Origin of the sequence: Bradyrhizobium sp. CCBAU 53340, assembly GCF_015291645.1 — a bacterium.
Classification (GTDB): Bacteria; Pseudomonadota; Alphaproteobacteria; order Rhizobiales; family Xanthobacteraceae; genus Bradyrhizobium.
This window is the reverse complement of record NZ_CP030055.1, coordinates 2,448,194-2,463,711: the sequence shown is the minus strand read 5'-3', so window position 1 is coordinate 2,463,711 and position 15,518 is coordinate 2,448,194. Positions and strand designations below refer to the sequence as shown.

The 15,518-nt window shown below is 64.2% G+C and carries 11 protein-coding genes; 8 read left to right on the top strand and 3 right to left on the bottom strand.

All coding sequences use genetic code 11. The annotated features are described in order from the left end of the window. Window positions 1-6: 6 nt before the first annotated feature. Complete coding sequence (locus XH89_RS11545) at window positions 7-3,291, bottom strand: adenylate/guanylate cyclase domain-containing protein (RefSeq protein WP_194467176.1); 3,285 nt, start codon at window positions 3,289-3,291, stop codon at window positions 7-9. 290 nt (window positions 3,292-3,581) lie between these two features. On the opposite strand from XH89_RS11545, the gene XH89_RS11540 reads away from it, so the two are divergent. Continuing rightward, window positions 3,582-4,838, top strand: coding sequence for an MFS transporter (locus XH89_RS11540; RefSeq protein ID WP_194467175.1), 1,257 nt, complete (start codon window positions 3,582-3,584; stop codon window positions 4,836-4,838). On the opposite strand, the gene XH89_RS11535 is transcribed toward XH89_RS11540, so the two are convergent. Then, window positions 4,835-5,509, bottom strand: a complete 675-nt coding sequence (locus XH89_RS11535) for a Crp/Fnr family transcriptional regulator (protein ID WP_194467174.1) — start codon at window positions 5,507-5,509, stop codon at window positions 4,835-4,837. The two genes, XH89_RS11540 and XH89_RS11535, sit on opposite strands and share 4 nt — an antisense overlap. A gap of 335 nt (window positions 5,510-5,844) precedes the next feature. Here XH89_RS11535 and XH89_RS11530 point away from each other — a divergent pair, with 335 nt between their 5' ends. The 6 genes from XH89_RS11530 (at window position 5,845) to XH89_RS11505 (ending at window position 12,996) form a co-directional block, all read left to right on the top strand. Then, entirely contained in the window at window positions 5,845-6,666 is an 822-nt protein-coding gene (locus tag XH89_RS11530) for an ABC transporter ATP-binding protein (RefSeq protein WP_194467173.1), read from the top strand. Further along, window positions 6,663-8,594, top strand: a complete 1,932-nt coding sequence (locus XH89_RS11525) for a long-chain fatty acid--CoA ligase (protein WP_194467172.1) — start codon at window positions 6,663-6,665, stop codon at window positions 8,592-8,594. The genes XH89_RS11530 and XH89_RS11525 overlap by 4 nt, the downstream gene beginning before the upstream one ends. Window positions 8,595-8,712: 118 nt before the next feature. Beyond that, window positions 8,713-9,606: a branched-chain amino acid ABC transporter permease gene (locus tag XH89_RS11520; protein WP_194467171.1), complete on the top strand. Its 894-nt coding sequence runs from the start codon at window positions 8,713-8,715 to the stop codon at window positions 9,604-9,606. A 3-nt stretch (window positions 9,607-9,609) separates the two neighbouring features. Continuing rightward, on the top strand, window positions 9,610-10,683 hold the full coding sequence (locus tag XH89_RS11515; RefSeq protein ID WP_194467170.1) for a branched-chain amino acid ABC transporter permease: 1,074 nt from the start codon (window positions 9,610-9,612) through the stop codon (window positions 10,681-10,683). 44 nt (window positions 10,684-10,727) lie between these two features. Beyond that, on the top strand, window positions 10,728-12,011 hold the full coding sequence (locus XH89_RS11510; protein ID WP_194467169.1) for an ABC transporter substrate-binding protein: 1,284 nt from the start codon (window positions 10,728-10,730) through the stop codon (window positions 12,009-12,011). Between the two features lie 145 nt (window positions 12,012-12,156). Next, a complete protein-coding gene (locus XH89_RS11505) occupies window positions 12,157-12,996 on the top strand; it encodes an ABC transporter ATP-binding protein (protein ID WP_194467168.1) in 840 nt (279 codons plus the stop codon). On the opposite strand, the gene XH89_RS11500 is transcribed toward XH89_RS11505, so the two are convergent. Then, entirely contained in the window at window positions 12,993-14,147 is a 1,155-nt protein-coding gene (locus XH89_RS11500; protein WP_194467167.1) for an AGE family epimerase/isomerase, read from the bottom strand. The genes XH89_RS11505 and XH89_RS11500 overlap by 4 nt on opposite strands. An 86-nt stretch (window positions 14,148-14,233) precedes the next feature. On the opposite strand from XH89_RS11500, the gene XH89_RS11495 reads away from it, so the two are divergent. Further along, the gene (locus XH89_RS11495) at window positions 14,234-15,457 is read left to right on the top strand and encodes a phenylacetate--CoA ligase family protein (protein ID WP_194467166.1); all 1,224 of its coding nucleotides are present in this window, start codon (window positions 14,234-14,236) and stop codon (window positions 15,455-15,457) included. The last annotated feature ends 61 nt before the right edge of the window (window positions 15,458-15,518 follow it).

The following is a 15,518-nucleotide window of genomic DNA, read 5'->3' as shown; positions in this document are numbered from 1 at the left end:
CATTGGCTAGTCAAGAAACGGCAGTACAATCAGCCCTGCAGGATCGAGCCCGTGCCGGGCACAGACATCATGGGCCAGCGCGAAATATCGCTCGGCCTCGGACATGTCGCCTCGATCAAGGTTCAATGTCGCAAGGCCATCATAGCACGGAAACAGCTGTTGCGGCTCGCCGGTCTCGCTCGCCACCTCGATGGCCTCGTTGTAGCAGCGCGCGGCCAGATCGGGGCGGAAGTGGCATTGATGAATTTGCCCGAGCACGATCAAGGGTACGGGGAGATGCTCGCGCTGATCGAGCGCACGGTCGATCTCAATCGCCTTTTCGGCAGCCGGCACCCCCTCCTCGGTACATCTGTCCGTGAAGGTGCAACAGGCGACGGCAAGGTTGGCGAGAAGACGCGCCTGGAAGCCGAGATCCCCGGTCCGACGCGCGACATCGAGGCCACGTCGGCAAACCTCGACGGCTTTCGCCGGATCGACGATCGTGTAGAGCACGCCAAGGTTGGTGTAGCCGCGACACGCCACGTTGAACAGGCCGGCGGCCTCGGCTGCCGCGACACTTTGCTCCACCTCGCGTACCGCCTCCAGATGTCGCCCAAGCCGCGCCAGCGCGACCGCCTTAGTATTGAGGGCCTCCGCAATCGCGCGTGCCGCCTCGAGCTCGGCCGGCTCGTCCGTGTCCGCCGGTACGGACCGTGCATAGCCGAGAGCCTCGTCTGCCCATCTTGCCGCGGCGCCGTGATCGCCCATGCGAAAGGCGAGACGACCGCGCTCTTGCAAGAGGTGCGCCCATTCGATCGGCGCGTTGATCTCACTCAGCCGTTCAGCCGCATCGGCATAGTGCGTCTCTGCGCTGACGCGCTTGCCGGCGTCCCAGAACAGTCGGCCAAGCTTGCGATGAATTCGTGCCTCACCAAGGCGGTCCTGAGCCGTACGGTGTCCCTCCAGCGCGCATCGATAGTGCTCTTCGGCCGTGCTTCGACGGCCAGCCACCCGACAGAGATCAGCAATGCACTCGTACAGGATGAGGCGTTCCACCTCCCACCCGCTACCGGTCGACAGCACGGCGAGGGATTGCTGGTAGAAGCGCAGGGCATCGTCGTTGGCATAGCTGGCGCGTGCGCGATCGCCGGCGGCGCGCAGATAGCGCGCGCCCTTCGGCCTGCTCGCGCTTAGACTGAAGTGATGTCCGAGCAGGATGAGATCTTCAAGGCGCTCGGGCTCATGGCCATAGAGCCGCTCCAGCGCGGCGCCAATCCGTCCATGAAGCTCGATCCGCCGCTGAAGAAGCAGGTTTTGGTAGATCACGTCCTGAAGCATGGTTTGCGTGAAGCGATAGGTCCGCAGTGAGATCGAGTTCGAGCCTGCGATCTCTTCGATGATCTCCGCATCGCACAGAAGTTCGAGCCCTGCTTCAGCCGTTGCCGGCTCCGTTGCGGCCGCCCCGAGAGTCGCCGCATCAAAACGCGGACCAATCACCGCAGCCTCCTGCGCCAGGCGGCGCGCCTGATGCGGCAACCGGTCGAGGCGCGCCAGCAACAATGCCTGAATGCTTGCCGGAATATCGGCGGCGGCGTCATCCGACTTGATCCGCCACTGCGCGCCGTCGCATTCAAGGGCGCCGGCGTCGATGAGGCCGCGGATGATCTCTTCGAGGAAAAGCGGATTGCCGCCGGCGCGATCGAGGATTCGACCGAACAGGCGTCCCGGTGATTCACGCCACCCCTGACTGAAATAGGCCGCGAGCAGCCTTTGTCCGTCATCGTCATCAAGCGGGGGGAGCCGAATGGTCGTGTGACTGATCCTGCTCGAACCGAACAGGTCCAGTTCCAGCACCGGCCGATGTGTAAACACCAGCATCAGCCGCGTCCGCTCCAGCCGGTCCATCAGAAACCGCAACGCTTCAAGCGACACCGCGTCGGCCCAATGCAGATCCTCGACGATGATCAGAAGCGGCGACAACGCCAGGCGGCGTTCGAACACGGTACGAATCGCGAAGAATATCTGCCTGCGGAGTTGCTCGGGCTCGACATGCTTGAGCCCGGCGTTGGGGTCGCCGAGCCCGAGGACATGCAGATAGAGCGGCATCAGGCGGTCAGCTTCGTCACTGGCGAGGCCAAGCTCCGCCAGCGCCTCGGCGACCTTCGTCTCAGCCTCCCCGGCGTCAGCCTTCTGCGCGATGCCGTAGGCACTGCGCAGCACGGCGGCGAGTGTGCCATAAGATTGTTCGCCCAGCGGCGAGCAGGACACCTGCCGGATCGCCAGCCCGGCGAAGCGATCCTCCTCGCCGATGCGGGCGGCGAATTCGCTGACCAAGCGCGTTTTGCCGATGCCGGCTTCACCGACCAGCCGCACCAGTTGAGCGGCGCCACCGCACGCAAGATCGAGGCTGCCGATCATGCGCGCAAGCTCGGCGTCGCGCCCAACCAGCGGCGCATTGAGGCCCAACGTGTCGAGACCTCGTGCCGTCCGGGGCGTGTCGAGCTGTTCCTTTAGGCGATGGACCAACACGCTGCCCATCTTGCCTTTGAGTGAGACCTCGCCAAGCGAGTCATAGGCGAACGCATGCCGCGTCAGACGATAGGTCAAGGGCCCGACCAAAACCTCTCCCGGAGCCGCCATCGACTGCAATCGCTGGGCCGTATTCACCGTGTCCCCGGTCACCGAATAGGATTTGGCAACGCCCACACCAAGCCCGCCCGCAACGACATGCCCGGTGTTGATGCCGATATGGAGCAGCAGCGGTGAACCGGCATACGCCTCGGCGCGTTCGCTGAGCAGCGCCGTCCGGCTGATCATGTCGAGAGCCGCGCGTACGGCGCGCTCGGGATCGTCCTCGTGCGCCGCCGGCGCACCGAACAGCGCGAGCAGCGCATCGCCAATGAATTTGTCCACGAAGCCGCCAAAACTCTGCACCGCGGCCGTCAGCTCCTCGAACAATTGGTTCTGAAGCGTCTGAATGACCTCGGGGTCGAGCCGCTCGCTCATCGCCGTGAAGCCGCTGAGGTCGGCAAACAGCACGGTGATGGTGCGGCGGTTTGCTTCACCATCGACATTGTCCGATTGCGGTCGAAATGCGGGTTGAGCCGTCTGCAGCGACGACGAGGACTGTGCCGATCCCGACCCGTGGTCATTCCTGGTCCCGCCGACCGGGACGCCGCATTTCGGGCAATAGACGAAATCCGGCGCGCATGGGAAGCCGCAGCCGGGACACGCCTGCGGCTGCTTCGTGCCGCACTTCGGGCAGAAGGCAAAGCCGCTCTGAACCTCGAAACCGCAACCGGAGCAGTTCATGGCTCAAGACCTCGCGGAGGCCGCGATGGTGTGATCTGCTGCCCCCTACGAGAATGGGCCTCAGGATGCGAACCAGAATGGGCTTTGCGTGCCGGAAGAGCAAGCGGCGGCTAGTCCGTGTGCCGTATTGGCCGGGCAACTGCCGCGGACACGCTGGTGCACCGCACCTCGTCGCCAAACATGGCGGCATGCGGCAGCGCCAATTGACAGGAGCGTCGCGGGGGCTACCCTGCCGAACAGAAGAACGAATAATAAGGACCGGGAATCGCCGTGAAACCCGTCAACGCATCTTGAGCACACCCACAAGACCTTCCGCGCTCGCACCATTCCGCATCCGTAACTATCGCTTCCAGTGGCCGTCGGACCTGCTCACGTCCTGGGCGTTCGAGATCGAGACGCTGGTGCTCGGCTGGTACATCCTGGTCGAAACAGGCTCGGTGCTGCTGCTGACCGTTCTCGCCTCGCTGCAATATGTGGGAACGCTGATCGCTCCGGTGCTCGGGATGGTCGGTGACCGCATCGGTCACCGCGATCTTCTTGTCGTACTGCGTCTCACCTATACGGTGCTCGCCTCGACCATCATGGTGCTGGCGCTGACCGGCCATCTGGCGCCGCTCAAGGTGATGATCATCGTGACGATCATGGGCCTGATCCGCTCCTCGGATCTCGGTCTTCGCAGCGCACTGCTCGCCGATATCATGCCAGCCGAGCTGCTGGTGGGTGCGATCAGCCTGTCGCGCACGACGCAGGACAGCGCGCGCATCGCCGGCGCGTTGACCGGAGCCGGACTGTTCGCGGCCTTCGGCATCGGCAAGGTCTATGTGGTGATCGCCTGCCTCTATGTCGTGGCCGCCGGTCTAATGTTCTGCCTGACCCGACCGGCAAAGTCCGCCGAGCATCGCGCGGTCGAGAGCCATTCCGGCTCGCGGCTGCTGCGCGACCTCAGGGAAGGCCTCGTCTATTCCTGGAACGGACCGGCCATGCTGGCCGCGCTCTGCGTCGCATTCCTGGCCAATCTCACCGCATTTCCGCTGACCAATGGGCTGCTGCCCTACATCGCGCGAGATATCTTTCATACCGATCAGACCGGCCTCGGCTATCTCTCGGCGAGCTTCGCGACCGGCTCGCTGATCGGCTCCATCACGCTCAGCCTGGTCGGGGGCCTGCGCATCGCCCGGCTTCTGATCGGCGCGACGCTGGCCTGGTACACGATGTTGCTGGTATTCGTCGAAATCAGGACCATGCCCGTCGCCATGGCGTGCCTCCTGCTCACCGGCATCGCCCAGAGCATGTCGATGATTTCTGCTGCCGTGATCCTGATGCGGACGGCCAGTGCGCATTTGCGCGGTCGCGTGATGGGAGTCCGCATGATGGTGATCTACGGTCTGCCGCTTGGATTGCTCGCGGCCGGCAGCCTGATCGACATCATCGGCTATTCCGCGACGGGCTCGCTCTATGCTGCTGCTGGCTTCATCGCGATGCTGGCGATCGCCATCCGCTGGCGCGCCGACCTCTGGCCGGTGCACGCGCCCGCCAATGCTCGCTAGTCGCCGTATCCGCGCAGCCGCTCGACATTGAGGATGGTGACGCCGCCATATTCGAGACGCAGCAGTCCCTCCTTCTCCAGCCGGTTCAACGCGCGATTGGCATTCTGCCTGGACATGCCGGAGAGCGCGCCGATCTCCTCCTGGGTGATCTCCAGATGGGCGGTCGATTCCGGATAAAGGATCGGGTTGAACAGCGAGGCAATGCTCCGGGCAAGCCGGGAGGTCGCATCGAGCGTGCGGTTGACCTCGAGCATGCCGATGAACTGGCCGAGCCGCTCGTTGAGCTGGCGCACCAGGAAGCGGTTGAAGCCGACGCTGTTCTCGAACAGCCACATGAAGGCCGAGCGTTCCATCAGCGCGACGCGGCTATTACGGAGAGCGACCACGTCGTAGCGCCGCGGCTCGTTCTTGAGCACGCTGCCCTCGCCAAACCAGGCGCCCGCCGTCAGCCCGGCGAGGCTGGTCTCCTTGCCGTCGCGCGACACTCCGCCCATGCGGGCAAGGCCGCTCACCATACCGGCCCAGTAGTCGAATTTATCGCCGCGCATGAACACGGTCTCACCAGTGCCGTAGGACCTTTCCGTGATCCCAGCGCGAGCGACCTCGATCTCCGCTGGCGTGAGCTCGCGTGACCAGGCGGCCACGCGCTTCAGTTGATCCTCTGAAATCATGATCGAGAGGCCAGCCGCACCGTTTCGTACTCCATCCTTCTGCTGCACTGCAGCACAATCGTTCCGACCACCATCCGACGAAAGAAGGAGGCCGCTGCCGCCCGAAAAACTTTGTCGCAGAATTGTCAGGCCGGAGACATTTCAAAATAGCGCTTTCCCCTATTGAGAACCACCTCGGGCGATGCGGCTTTTGATCCCAAACGGGTACGAAAGTAGCGCGGCTCTGGTCGGACCATGTGCTGCATGGCCTCACCGGCACGACCGTACTAGGATCGCCCGAGAGGAACGGAGGAAGAGCGCCGCTGAATGCGCCATCACCGGGAGGGATTTGTTTGGTGGCTACCAGTCTCGAAGTGCGCGGCGTGTCATTGCGATTCGGCGGCGTCCGTGCGCTGACCGACGTCAGCTTCTCGATCCGCGAGGGCGAGCTGTTCTCGATCATCGGCCCCAACGGCGCCGGCAAGACCTCGATAGTGAATTGTATTTCCGGCCGCTATAAGCCGACCGAAGGCCAGCTGTTCTACCAGGGCCGTGACATCACGGGGCTAACGCCGAATGCGCGCCCCAAGCTCGGCATCGGCCGCACCTTCCAGAACCTCGCCCTTTTCCACCACATGAGCGTGCTCGACAACATCATGGTCGGGCGCCATCACCTCCTGAAGAACAACTTCCTTACCGGTTCGCTGTACTGGCTCACCGGCGCACGCAAGGAAGAGCTCGAGCATCGCCGCAAGGTCGAGGAGATCATCGACTTCCTTGACCTCCAGTCGGTGCGCAAGGCGACAGCGGGCACCCTCTCCTACGGCCTGCGCAAGCGCGTCGAGCTCGCCCGCGCCATGGCGCTGGAGCCGCGCCTCATCCTCCTCGACGAACCGATGGCCGGCATGAACTTCGAGGAAAAGGAGGACATGGCCCGCTACATCGTCGATCTCAACGAGGAGTTCGGGATGACGGTGGTGATGATCGAGCACGACATGGGCGTGGTGATGGACATCTCCCATCGCGTCATGGTGCTGGATTTCGGCCGCAAGATCGCCGAGGGCGATCCGGCTGCAGTTCTTGCCGACCCGCACGTCAAGCGCGCCTATCTCGGCGAAGAGGACGAGGTTCTCGTCGATCTCGATGATGCCCCGCCGGCACAGGAGAGCGCGGCATGATGGATTACGCAGGGCGCGTGGCGCAGGCCGACACCTATCCGAAGATGCTCCGCCTGAACGCGAAGGAGCATGGCAACGAGATCGCGCTGCGCGAAAAGGATCTCGGCCTCTGGCGCCCCTTCACCTGGAACGACTACCAGACCCGCGTGCGCGACTTCGCGCTCGGCCTGATCGAGCTCGGCCTTGGCCGCGGCGACGTCATCGGCATCATCGGCGATAACCGGCCGGACTGGGTTGCGGCGGAAATCGCAACGCATGCGATCGGCGGATTGAGCCTCGGGCTCTATCGTGACGTGCTGGACGAAGAAGCGTCCTATCTCCTCAATTACGGCGAGGCTCAGCTCGTCTTTGCCGAGGATGAGGAGCAGGTCGACAAGCTGCTGGCGCTGGCCGAGCGCGTGCCGAAGCTGAAGCACATCATCTATTCCGACCCGCGCGGCATGCGGAAGTACGATGACCCGCGCCTGATGTCGGCGGAGAAATTCGCCGAGCTCGGCCGCGCCCGGGCTGCGCGCGAGCCGCAGCTTTACGACCAGCTGGTGGACGCCACCAGAGGCGAGGACGTCGCCATCCTCTGCACGACGTCGGGCACCACTTCGCATCCGAAGCTTGCGATGCTCGCCGCCGGCCGCGTGCTCGGCCATTGCGCGACCTATCTCGCCTTCGATCCGAAAGGCCCCGACGACGAATATGTCTCGGTGCTGCCGCTGCCGTGGATCATGGAGCAGGTCTATGTGCTCGGCAAAGGCCTGCTCTGCCGGATGAAGATCAACTTCGTCGAAGAGCCGGATACGATGATGAACGATCTGCGCGAAATCGCGCCGACCTTCGTGCTCTTTGCCCCACGGGTCTGGGAATCCATCGCCGCCGACGTCCGCGCCAAGGTGATGGACGCGACGCCGTTCAAGCAGCGCCTGTTCGACATCGGCATGAAGTCGGGCCTCGCGGCGCTCGAGCAGGGCAAGCGCTCCGGCTTTGCCGACGCGATCCTGTTCCGCGCGCTGCGCGACCGGCTCGGCTTCACCCGCCTGCGCTCGGCCGCGACCGGCGGCGCCGCGCTCGGGCCTGATACGTTCAAGTTCTTCCAGGCCATGGGCGTGCCGCTGCGCACACTCTACGGCCAGACGGAATTGTTAGGGGCTTACACGCTCCATCCCGAGGGCAAAGTCGACCCCGACACGACGGGCGTGCCGATGGCCGAGAACGTCGAGATCCGCATCGACAATGCCGACATTCATGGCGTCGGCGAGATCGTGGTGCGGCATCCCAACATGTTCCTCGGCTATTACAAGAACCCGGAGGCGAGCATTGCCGACATCAGGGACGGCTGGATGCTGTCGGGCGATGCCGGCTATTTCAACGCCAACCGCCAGCTCGTCGTCATCGACCGCATCAAGGATCTTGCCGAGACCTCGCGCGGCGAGCGCTTCTCGCCGCAATTCATCGAGAACAAGCTGAAGTTCTCGCCCTATATCGCCGAAGCCGTGGTGCTGGGTGCCGGCCGCGACGCGCTGGCCGCGATGATCTGCATCCGCTACTCCATCATCTCGAAATGGGCGGAGAAGAACCGGCTCTCCTTCACGACCTACAGCGACCTCGCCTCGCGCCCCGAGGTCTACGCGCTGCTCCAGAAGGAGGTCGAAACCGTCAACGCCACGCTGCCGCCGGCCCAGCGCATCTCGCGCTTCCTCCTGCTCTACAAGGAACTCGACGCCGACGACGGCGAGCTGACCCGCACCCGAAAGGTACGCCGCGGCGTCATCAACGAGAAATACGCCGGGATCATCGACGCTATCTACCGCGGCGACGCCGACATCCCCGTCGACACCGTGATCCGCTTCCAGGACGGCACCACGCAGAGGGTGCGCACCACGCTACGCGTGGTGGATCTCGGCGGACACGGGCACATGGCGGAGGCTGCGGAGTGACACAGGTGATCGTCATGCGCGGGCTTGACCCGCGCATCCATCCTCTTCCGAACAGGCGACTTTCCACATCGATGGATTGCCGGGTCAAGCCCGGCAATGACGAGCCGGATCAACAGCCATGAACACCGCCTTCCTCATTCAGCTCCTGGTCAACGGCCTCGTGGTCGGCACGCTCTACGGCGTGGTCGCGATGTCGTTCGTGCTGATCTACAAGGCGACACAGGTCGTCAATTTCGCGCAAGGTGAACTGCTGCTGGTCGGCGCCTGGGTGTGCTGGGCGCTGCTCGCCAAATACCAGGTGCCGTTCTGGATCGGCATGCCGATGACGCTGGTGTTCATGTTCGTATTCGGCATCGCGATCCAGGTCCTGATTCTCAGGCCGATGATCGGCGAACCCATCATCTCCGTGATCATGGTGACGATCGGCCTCTCCACGATGCTGCAGGCGACGCTGAAATGGATGTTCGGCGTCAACCCGCAACCGTTTCCGCGCGTGTTCGAGAGCCAGTCGGTCAGCCTGTTCGGGCTTCAGATCCAGACCGTCTATGTCATGAGCCTGGTCGTCTCGGTCGCGATGATGATCGGCATGGCCTGGTTCTTCCGCGCCTCGAAATATGGCCTCGCCATGCGCGCCACGGCGTTCAACCAGCAGGTCGCGCAGTCCCTCGGCATTTCCGTGAAGAGCGTGTTTGCGATGGCCTGGGCGATCTCGGCGACGGTGTCGGCGGTCGCAGGCGTCGTCGTCGCGGTCGTCAACGGCGTCTCCTCGGGCCTTGCCGCCTACGGCATCAAGGTATTTCCGGCAGCGATCCTCGGCGGGCTCGATTCCGTCGGCGGCGCGGTGCTCGGCGGCATCATCATCGGCCTGCTCGAGAACGTCGCGCAATATGTCGACAGCGAGTACCTGCACTGGGGCAATCTCTACGAGATCGCGCCGTTCTACGTCCTCATCATCGTGCTGATGATCAAGCCCTATGGCCTGTTCGGCACCCACGACATCGAGCGGATCTGATCCATGGCCGGCCCTGCCCTCATCCCTGCTGGTGATTTCCGCACCTCCTATGCGGCCGACACCACGATCTTTCCGACCACCACCAGCCGCAACTTCGCGATTCTAGGCGTGCTGCTGCTCTGCCTTGTGCCGCAAATCATCAGTGGCTACTGGCTCAGCATCCTGATCCAGATCGGCATCTTCTCGATCGCGGCGCTCGGCCTCAACATCCTGGTCGGCTTCACCGGCCAGATCTCGATCGGCCACGCCGCCTTCTTCCTGCTCGGCGCCTTCACCTCGGCCTACATCTCCAACAACGCGCCGATCCCGGTGTTCTTCGCGATTCCGCTGGCCGGAATCGTCACCGCGTTCGTGGGCCTGATCTTCGGCATTCCGGCGGCGCGGCTGAAGGGGCTCTATCTCGTCATCGCGACGCTGGCTGCGCAATACATCCTGCTCGACTTCTTCTCCCGTGCAGAATGGTTCTCCGGCGGCTCCGTGCCGGCGAGCGCCGAACCATTCTCGATTTTCGGCTATACGCTGCGCGGCGACAAACAATATTTCTATGTCGTGCTGGCCTATGTGCTCGCGAGCTACATCCTCGTCACCAATCTGATGCGCACGCGCGACGGCCGCGCGCTGGTGGCGATCCGCGACCATTATCTCTCCGCGGAGATCATGGGCATCAACCTCACCAAATACCGCACGCTGTCATTCGGCCTCGCCGCCTTCTTCGCCGGCATCGCCGGCGCGCTCTATGCGCACTACCAGCAGGTCGTGTCGCAGGAAGGTTTCGGCATCGAACGCTCGATCCTGTTTCTCGCCATGATCATCATCGGCGGCACCGGCTCGATCATGGGCACGCTGATGGGCACCGCTTTCGTGGTGCTGCTGCCGGAATCGATCGAACTTCTCAGCCTGTACCTGAAAGGCGGCGCGATCGACAAGGCACTGGCGCTCAACAACAACATCACCTTCCTGCGCGAGATCACCATCGGGGCGATCATCATCGCATTCCTGATGTTCGAGCCTGACGGACTCGCGCATCGCTGGCGACAGATCAAAGCGTACTGGAAACTCTACCCGTTCTCGCACTGAGTTCGGGACACTGCACTTAAACAATAAACCGGAGGAACCGACCCATGAAGATGAAGGCCTTTTTGAGCACCGCATCGCTTGCAATCGCCATCGCCGCATTTTCGGCGAGCGCGCAGGCACAGATCGCGATCGGCCATCTTGCCGATTATTCCGGCGGCACCTCCGACGTCGGCACACCCTACGGCCAGGCCGTCGCCGACACCTTTGCCTGGGTCAACAAGAATGGCGGCATCGGCGGCAAGCAGGTCAACGTCGACACCAACGACTACGGCTACCAGGTGCCGAAGGCGATCGCGCTCTACAAGAAGTGGTCGGCCCCCGACAGCAAGGTCGCGGCGATCATGGGTTGGGGCACAGCCGATACCGAGGCGCTGACTGGCTTCCTCGCGCAGGACAAGATCCCGGACCTTTCCGGCTCTTATGCCGCCGCACTGACTGATCCCGAAGGCGTCAGCGGCAAGGCCAAGCCCGCACCTTATAATTTCTTCTATGGTCCGAGCTATTCGGACGCGCTACGCGCGATGCTGATGTGGGCGGCCGAGGACTGGAAGGCCAAGGGCAAGCCCGGCAAGCCGAAATTCGTCCATATGGGCGCCAACCATCCCTATCCCAACGCACCGAAGGCGGCCGGCGAAGCCATGGCGCAGGAGCTCGGCTTCGAGGTGCTGCCGCCGCTGGTGTTCGCGCTGGCGCCGGGCGACTACAGCGCGCAGTGCCTAAGCCTGAAATCCTCGGGCGCCAACTACGCCTATCTCGGCAACACCGCGGCTTCCAACATCTCGGTGATGAAGGCCTGCAAGACCGCCGGCGTCGAAATCCAGTTCCTCGGCAATGTCTGGGGCATGGATGAGAACGCCGCCAAGACCGCGGGCGATGCCGCCAACGGCGTGATCTTCCCGCTGCGCACCGCGGTGAGCTGGGGCGGTGATGCGCCCGGCATGAAGACGGTGATGGAGATCTCCAAGATGTCCGACCCGTCAGGCAAGGTCTATCGGCCCGTGCACTACATCGCCGCCGTCTGCTCGGCGCTCTACATGAAGGAGGCGCTCGACTGGGCCGCCAAGAACGGCGGCGCCACCGGCGACAACGTCGTGAAGGGCTTCTACCAGAAGAAGGACTGGGTGCCGGCAGGCATGGAAGGCGTCTGCAATCCCTCGACCTGGACCGACAAGGACCATCGCGGCACGCTGAAGGTCGACCTCTATCGCACCAAGATCTCGGGCGCGACCGACGGCGACCTCAACGACCTCATCGCCAAGGGCACGATCAAGCTCGAGAAGGTCAAGACCGTCGAGCTGCCGCGCAAGCCGGAGCTGCTGGGCTGGTGAGCCCAGCATTCTCCAAACGCACAGATGTCATCCCCCGCGAACGCGGGGGATCCAGTACGCCGCGGCTTCTCCGTGAATCTCCGGCGTCTCTGGAATACTGGGTCGCCCGGTCAAGCCGGGCGACGACAGCGGAGAGTTTCGACACATGACCCAGACCGCAGAAGCAGTTCGCACCGCCCCGACCGCCGTGGCTCCCGCTCCCCTCCTCGCCGTGCGCAACATCGAGGTCGTCTATGACGACGTCATCCTGGTGCTGCGCGGCCTCAGCCTCGATGTGCCCAAGGGCGCGATCGTGGCGCTGCTGGGCGCCAACGGTGCCGGCAAGTCGACGACGCTGAAGGCGATCTCGGGATTGCTCAAGACCGAGGACGGCGAGGTCACGCGCGGCGAGATCCTGTTCGAGGGCGAGCCGATCGCCGGCGTCGATCCCGACAAGATCGTCCGCCGCGGCATCTTCCAGGTGATGGAAGGCCGGCGCATCGTCGCCGACATGACGTCGCTGGAAAACCTCAAGCTCGGCGCCTTCACCCGCAGGGACCGCGAGGTCGACGCCGACCTCGACATGGTCTTCAACTATTTCCCGCGCCTGAAGGAGCGCACCGGCCTTGCCGGCTATCTCTCCGGCGGCGAGCAGCAGATGCTGGCGATCGGCCGCGCGCTGATGGCGCGCCCGAAGATGATCCTGATGGACGAGCCGTCAATGGGCCTGTCGCCGCTGCTGGTGAAGGAGGTGTTCTCCATCATCCAGAAGATCAACCGCGACCTAGGTGTCACCATCCTCCTGGTCGAGCAGAATGCGCGCGCCGCGCTGTCGGTGGCGAGCCACGGCTACATCATGGAGCAAGGCAAGGTCGTGCTCGACGGGACCGCGGAAGAACTGCGCGACAACGAGGACGTCAAGGAATTCTACCTTGGCGGCGCCGGCGACCAGCGCAAGAGCTTCAAGAACCTCAAGAGCTTCAAGCGGCGCAAACGGTGGCTCTAGCCCTCCAAAACCTGCTCCGCTTCCGTGACCGCGCAGAGAACATGATAGAACGACGACGCAGGAATGGTGTCGATCAGCGATTTGCCGTCGCTGTCGAACTGGTCGTACCAGCCGCCCCGCACGGGATGGCTGAGATAATGCCGTTCGAGCCGTACCAGCGCCGCGCGCGCTTCCTCCGCCGCGCCCACCTCGCCGGATTCGGCCTGCGCGATCCACGCCTTCGCGATCTCGGTCTGCGGCCACAGCCGGCGCGTCGCGCGGCGGATGTTGCCGGCATCGTCCCCCTCGTCGACGAGGCAGCCGGTGGCCGCATCGCGATAGCGCAGCGCGGTCGCCAGCAACTCGGCGCGCCGCTGCCCGGTCGGACAGCCCGTGATGCGCTCGAATCCCTTCAGCAGCCAGACCCATTCCGCCTGGTGGCCGGCCTCGACGCTGACAGGCTCGATCTTGGACCAGTCCTCCTCGAAATATTCGCCGAGCGCGCATTTGCGCTTGTCGTAGAGGTTGGCGAGGAACAGCGCGAAGAATTCGCCGGCGCGATTCTGGAACGACAGATCATGGGTCGCGTCGAAACACGCGATCATCGCCTCGAACAGATGCATCTGCGGATTCTGCCGCCGCGGCAGCGACACCGGCAGGCCTTCGTGAACGCCGCCATGTGGCGAGCGCAGATGGCCGTCGAGGAAAGCAAGCAGCGCGTCGATCTCGGCGCGGATCTGCGCGTCCTGGTCGAGCGCATAGACTGTCGCCAGCGCAAACAGAATGAAGGCGTGGTCATAGGCATCGCGCCGCGAATCCAGCACCGCGCCATCGGGCGTCAGGCGGTGGACATAGCCGGGCTTGCCGTCCGGCGCCTTCGCTTTTGCCAGCAGGTGCTCCAGCCCCTTCAGCGCGATGCTGCGTCCTTGCGGATACCAGCCCATCTGCGCCGCCTTGGCGTAGCAATAGATTTGCCGGGCCTGCACGAACACGCGCCGCGGCGCGGCGGCATCCGCCGTGCCGTCGCGGTGCAGCCGATCGATGAAGCCACCCGAGGCACTGTCCCAGCCGACCGTCGACCACAGCGGCATCGCGTCCTCGATCATGCGGCGCTTCAGGCGCGCGACGACGCCGGCCATCTCGTCCGCCGGAATGATGCTCTCGTCCGCCATCGCGTCCTCTCCACGTCCCGCCAATGGCCGTCTGATACCCATGCGGGCGGCGGCGCGCAACGGATGCCAACCCGGAAAGAACTGCCATGACCGCCCATTACGACGCCCTCGAGACACGCGAGCACGCGGCGCGCGAGGCCGATCTGTTTGCCCGTCTGCCGGACGTGCTGCGCAGCGCGATGGCCGCACCGGCCTATGCCGAGCGGCTCAGGGGCATCGATCCGGCCTCGGTGACCTCCAGGGCGGCGCTGGCGGGCCTTCCGGTGCTGCGCAAATCGGAATTGCCCGCCTTGCACAAGGCCTCTGCGCCCTTCGGAGGCTTTGTGGCGGCGGCCCCGGGCTCGTTCGCCCGTCTTTTCACCTCCCCGGGTCCGATCTTCGAGCCGGAGGGACGGCAGGCCGACCCCTGGCGCGGTGCGCGAGCCTTGTTTGCCGCCGGGTTCCGGCCCGATGACATCGTGCTCAATACCTTCAGCTACCACCTTACCCCTGGTGGCTTCATTTTCGACGCCTCGGCGCGCGCGCTTGGCTGCGCCGTAATCCCCGCCGGCCCCGGCAATACCGAACAGCAAATCGAGCTGATCGACGCCTACAGGCCGGTAGGTTACAGCGGCACGCCCGACTTCCTGAAGATCCTGCTCGACGCCGCAACGGCCGCGGGCCGCGACATCTCCTCGATCAAGCGTGCGTTGGTTTCCGGCGCGGCCTTCCCGCCCTCGCTCCAGGCCGAGATCAAGGGGCGCGGCATCGACGCCTACCAGGCCTTTGGCACCGCCGATCTCGGCCTCATTGCCTTCGAGACCGCGGCGCGCGATGGCATGGTCGTCAACGAGGACCTGATCGTGGAGATCGTCAAGCCCGGCACCGGCGATCCCGTCGCACCGGGTGATGTCGGCGAGATCGTCGTAACCTCGCTCGATCCGCATCACCCCTGGATACGTCTCGCGCTCGGCGACCTCACGGCGGCGCTGCCGGGGCTAAGCACATGCGGTCGGACCAATATGCGCATCAAGGGCTGGATGGGCCGCGCCGATCAGACCACCAAGGTCAAGGGCATGTTCGTCCGTCCCGAGCAGATCGCCGAGATCGGCAAGCGCCATCCCGCGCTCGGGAGGCTGCGCCTCGTCGTCACGCGCCAGGGCGAAGCCGATGCGATGACGCTGAGAGCCGAGACGGATGCATCAGGCGATGCGCTGCGTGAAGAGATCGCCAGCAGCCTGCGGGCCGTGACCAAGCTCGGCGGCGCCGTCGAGCTGGTCAGCCCCGGGGCGCTGCCGAATGACGGCAAGGTGATCGCCGACGAGCGGTAGAGAACTTTGCGAACTCAATTTACAAGAAAAATTGGGTTCGTTTTGCCAACTTTTTCGCCCG

Bases quoted from the DNA above. Each gene is read 5' to 3' on its own strand.
- XH89_RS11515 (WP_194467170.1), top strand. From the start codon at position 9,610: ATGGCCGGCCCTGCCCTCATCCCTGCTGGTGATTTCCGCACCTCCTAT.
- XH89_RS11510 (WP_194467169.1), top strand. From the start codon at position 10,728: ATGAAGATGAAGGCCTTTTTGAGCACCGCATCGCTTGCAATCGCCATC.
- XH89_RS11500 (WP_194467167.1), bottom strand. From the start codon at position 14,147: ATGGCGGACGAGAGCATCATTCCGGCGGACGAGATGGCCGGCGTCGTC.
- XH89_RS11545 (WP_194467176.1), bottom strand. From the start codon at position 3,291: ATGAACTGCTCCGGTTGCGGTTTCGAGGTTCAGAGCGGCTTTGCCTTC.
- XH89_RS11505 (WP_194467168.1), top strand. From the start codon at position 12,157: ATGACCCAGACCGCAGAAGCAGTTCGCACCGCCCCGACCGCCGTGGCT.
- XH89_RS11525 (WP_194467172.1), top strand. From the start codon at position 6,663: ATGATGGATTACGCAGGGCGCGTGGCGCAGGCCGACACCTATCCGAAG.
- XH89_RS11535 (WP_194467174.1), bottom strand. From the start codon at position 5,509: ATGATTTCAGAGGATCAACTGAAGCGCGTGGCCGCCTGGTCACGCGAG.
- XH89_RS11495 (WP_194467166.1), top strand. From the start codon at position 14,234: ATGACCGCCCATTACGACGCCCTCGAGACACGCGAGCACGCGGCGCGC.
- XH89_RS11520 (WP_194467171.1), top strand. From the start codon at position 8,713: ATGAACACCGCCTTCCTCATTCAGCTCCTGGTCAACGGCCTCGTGGTC.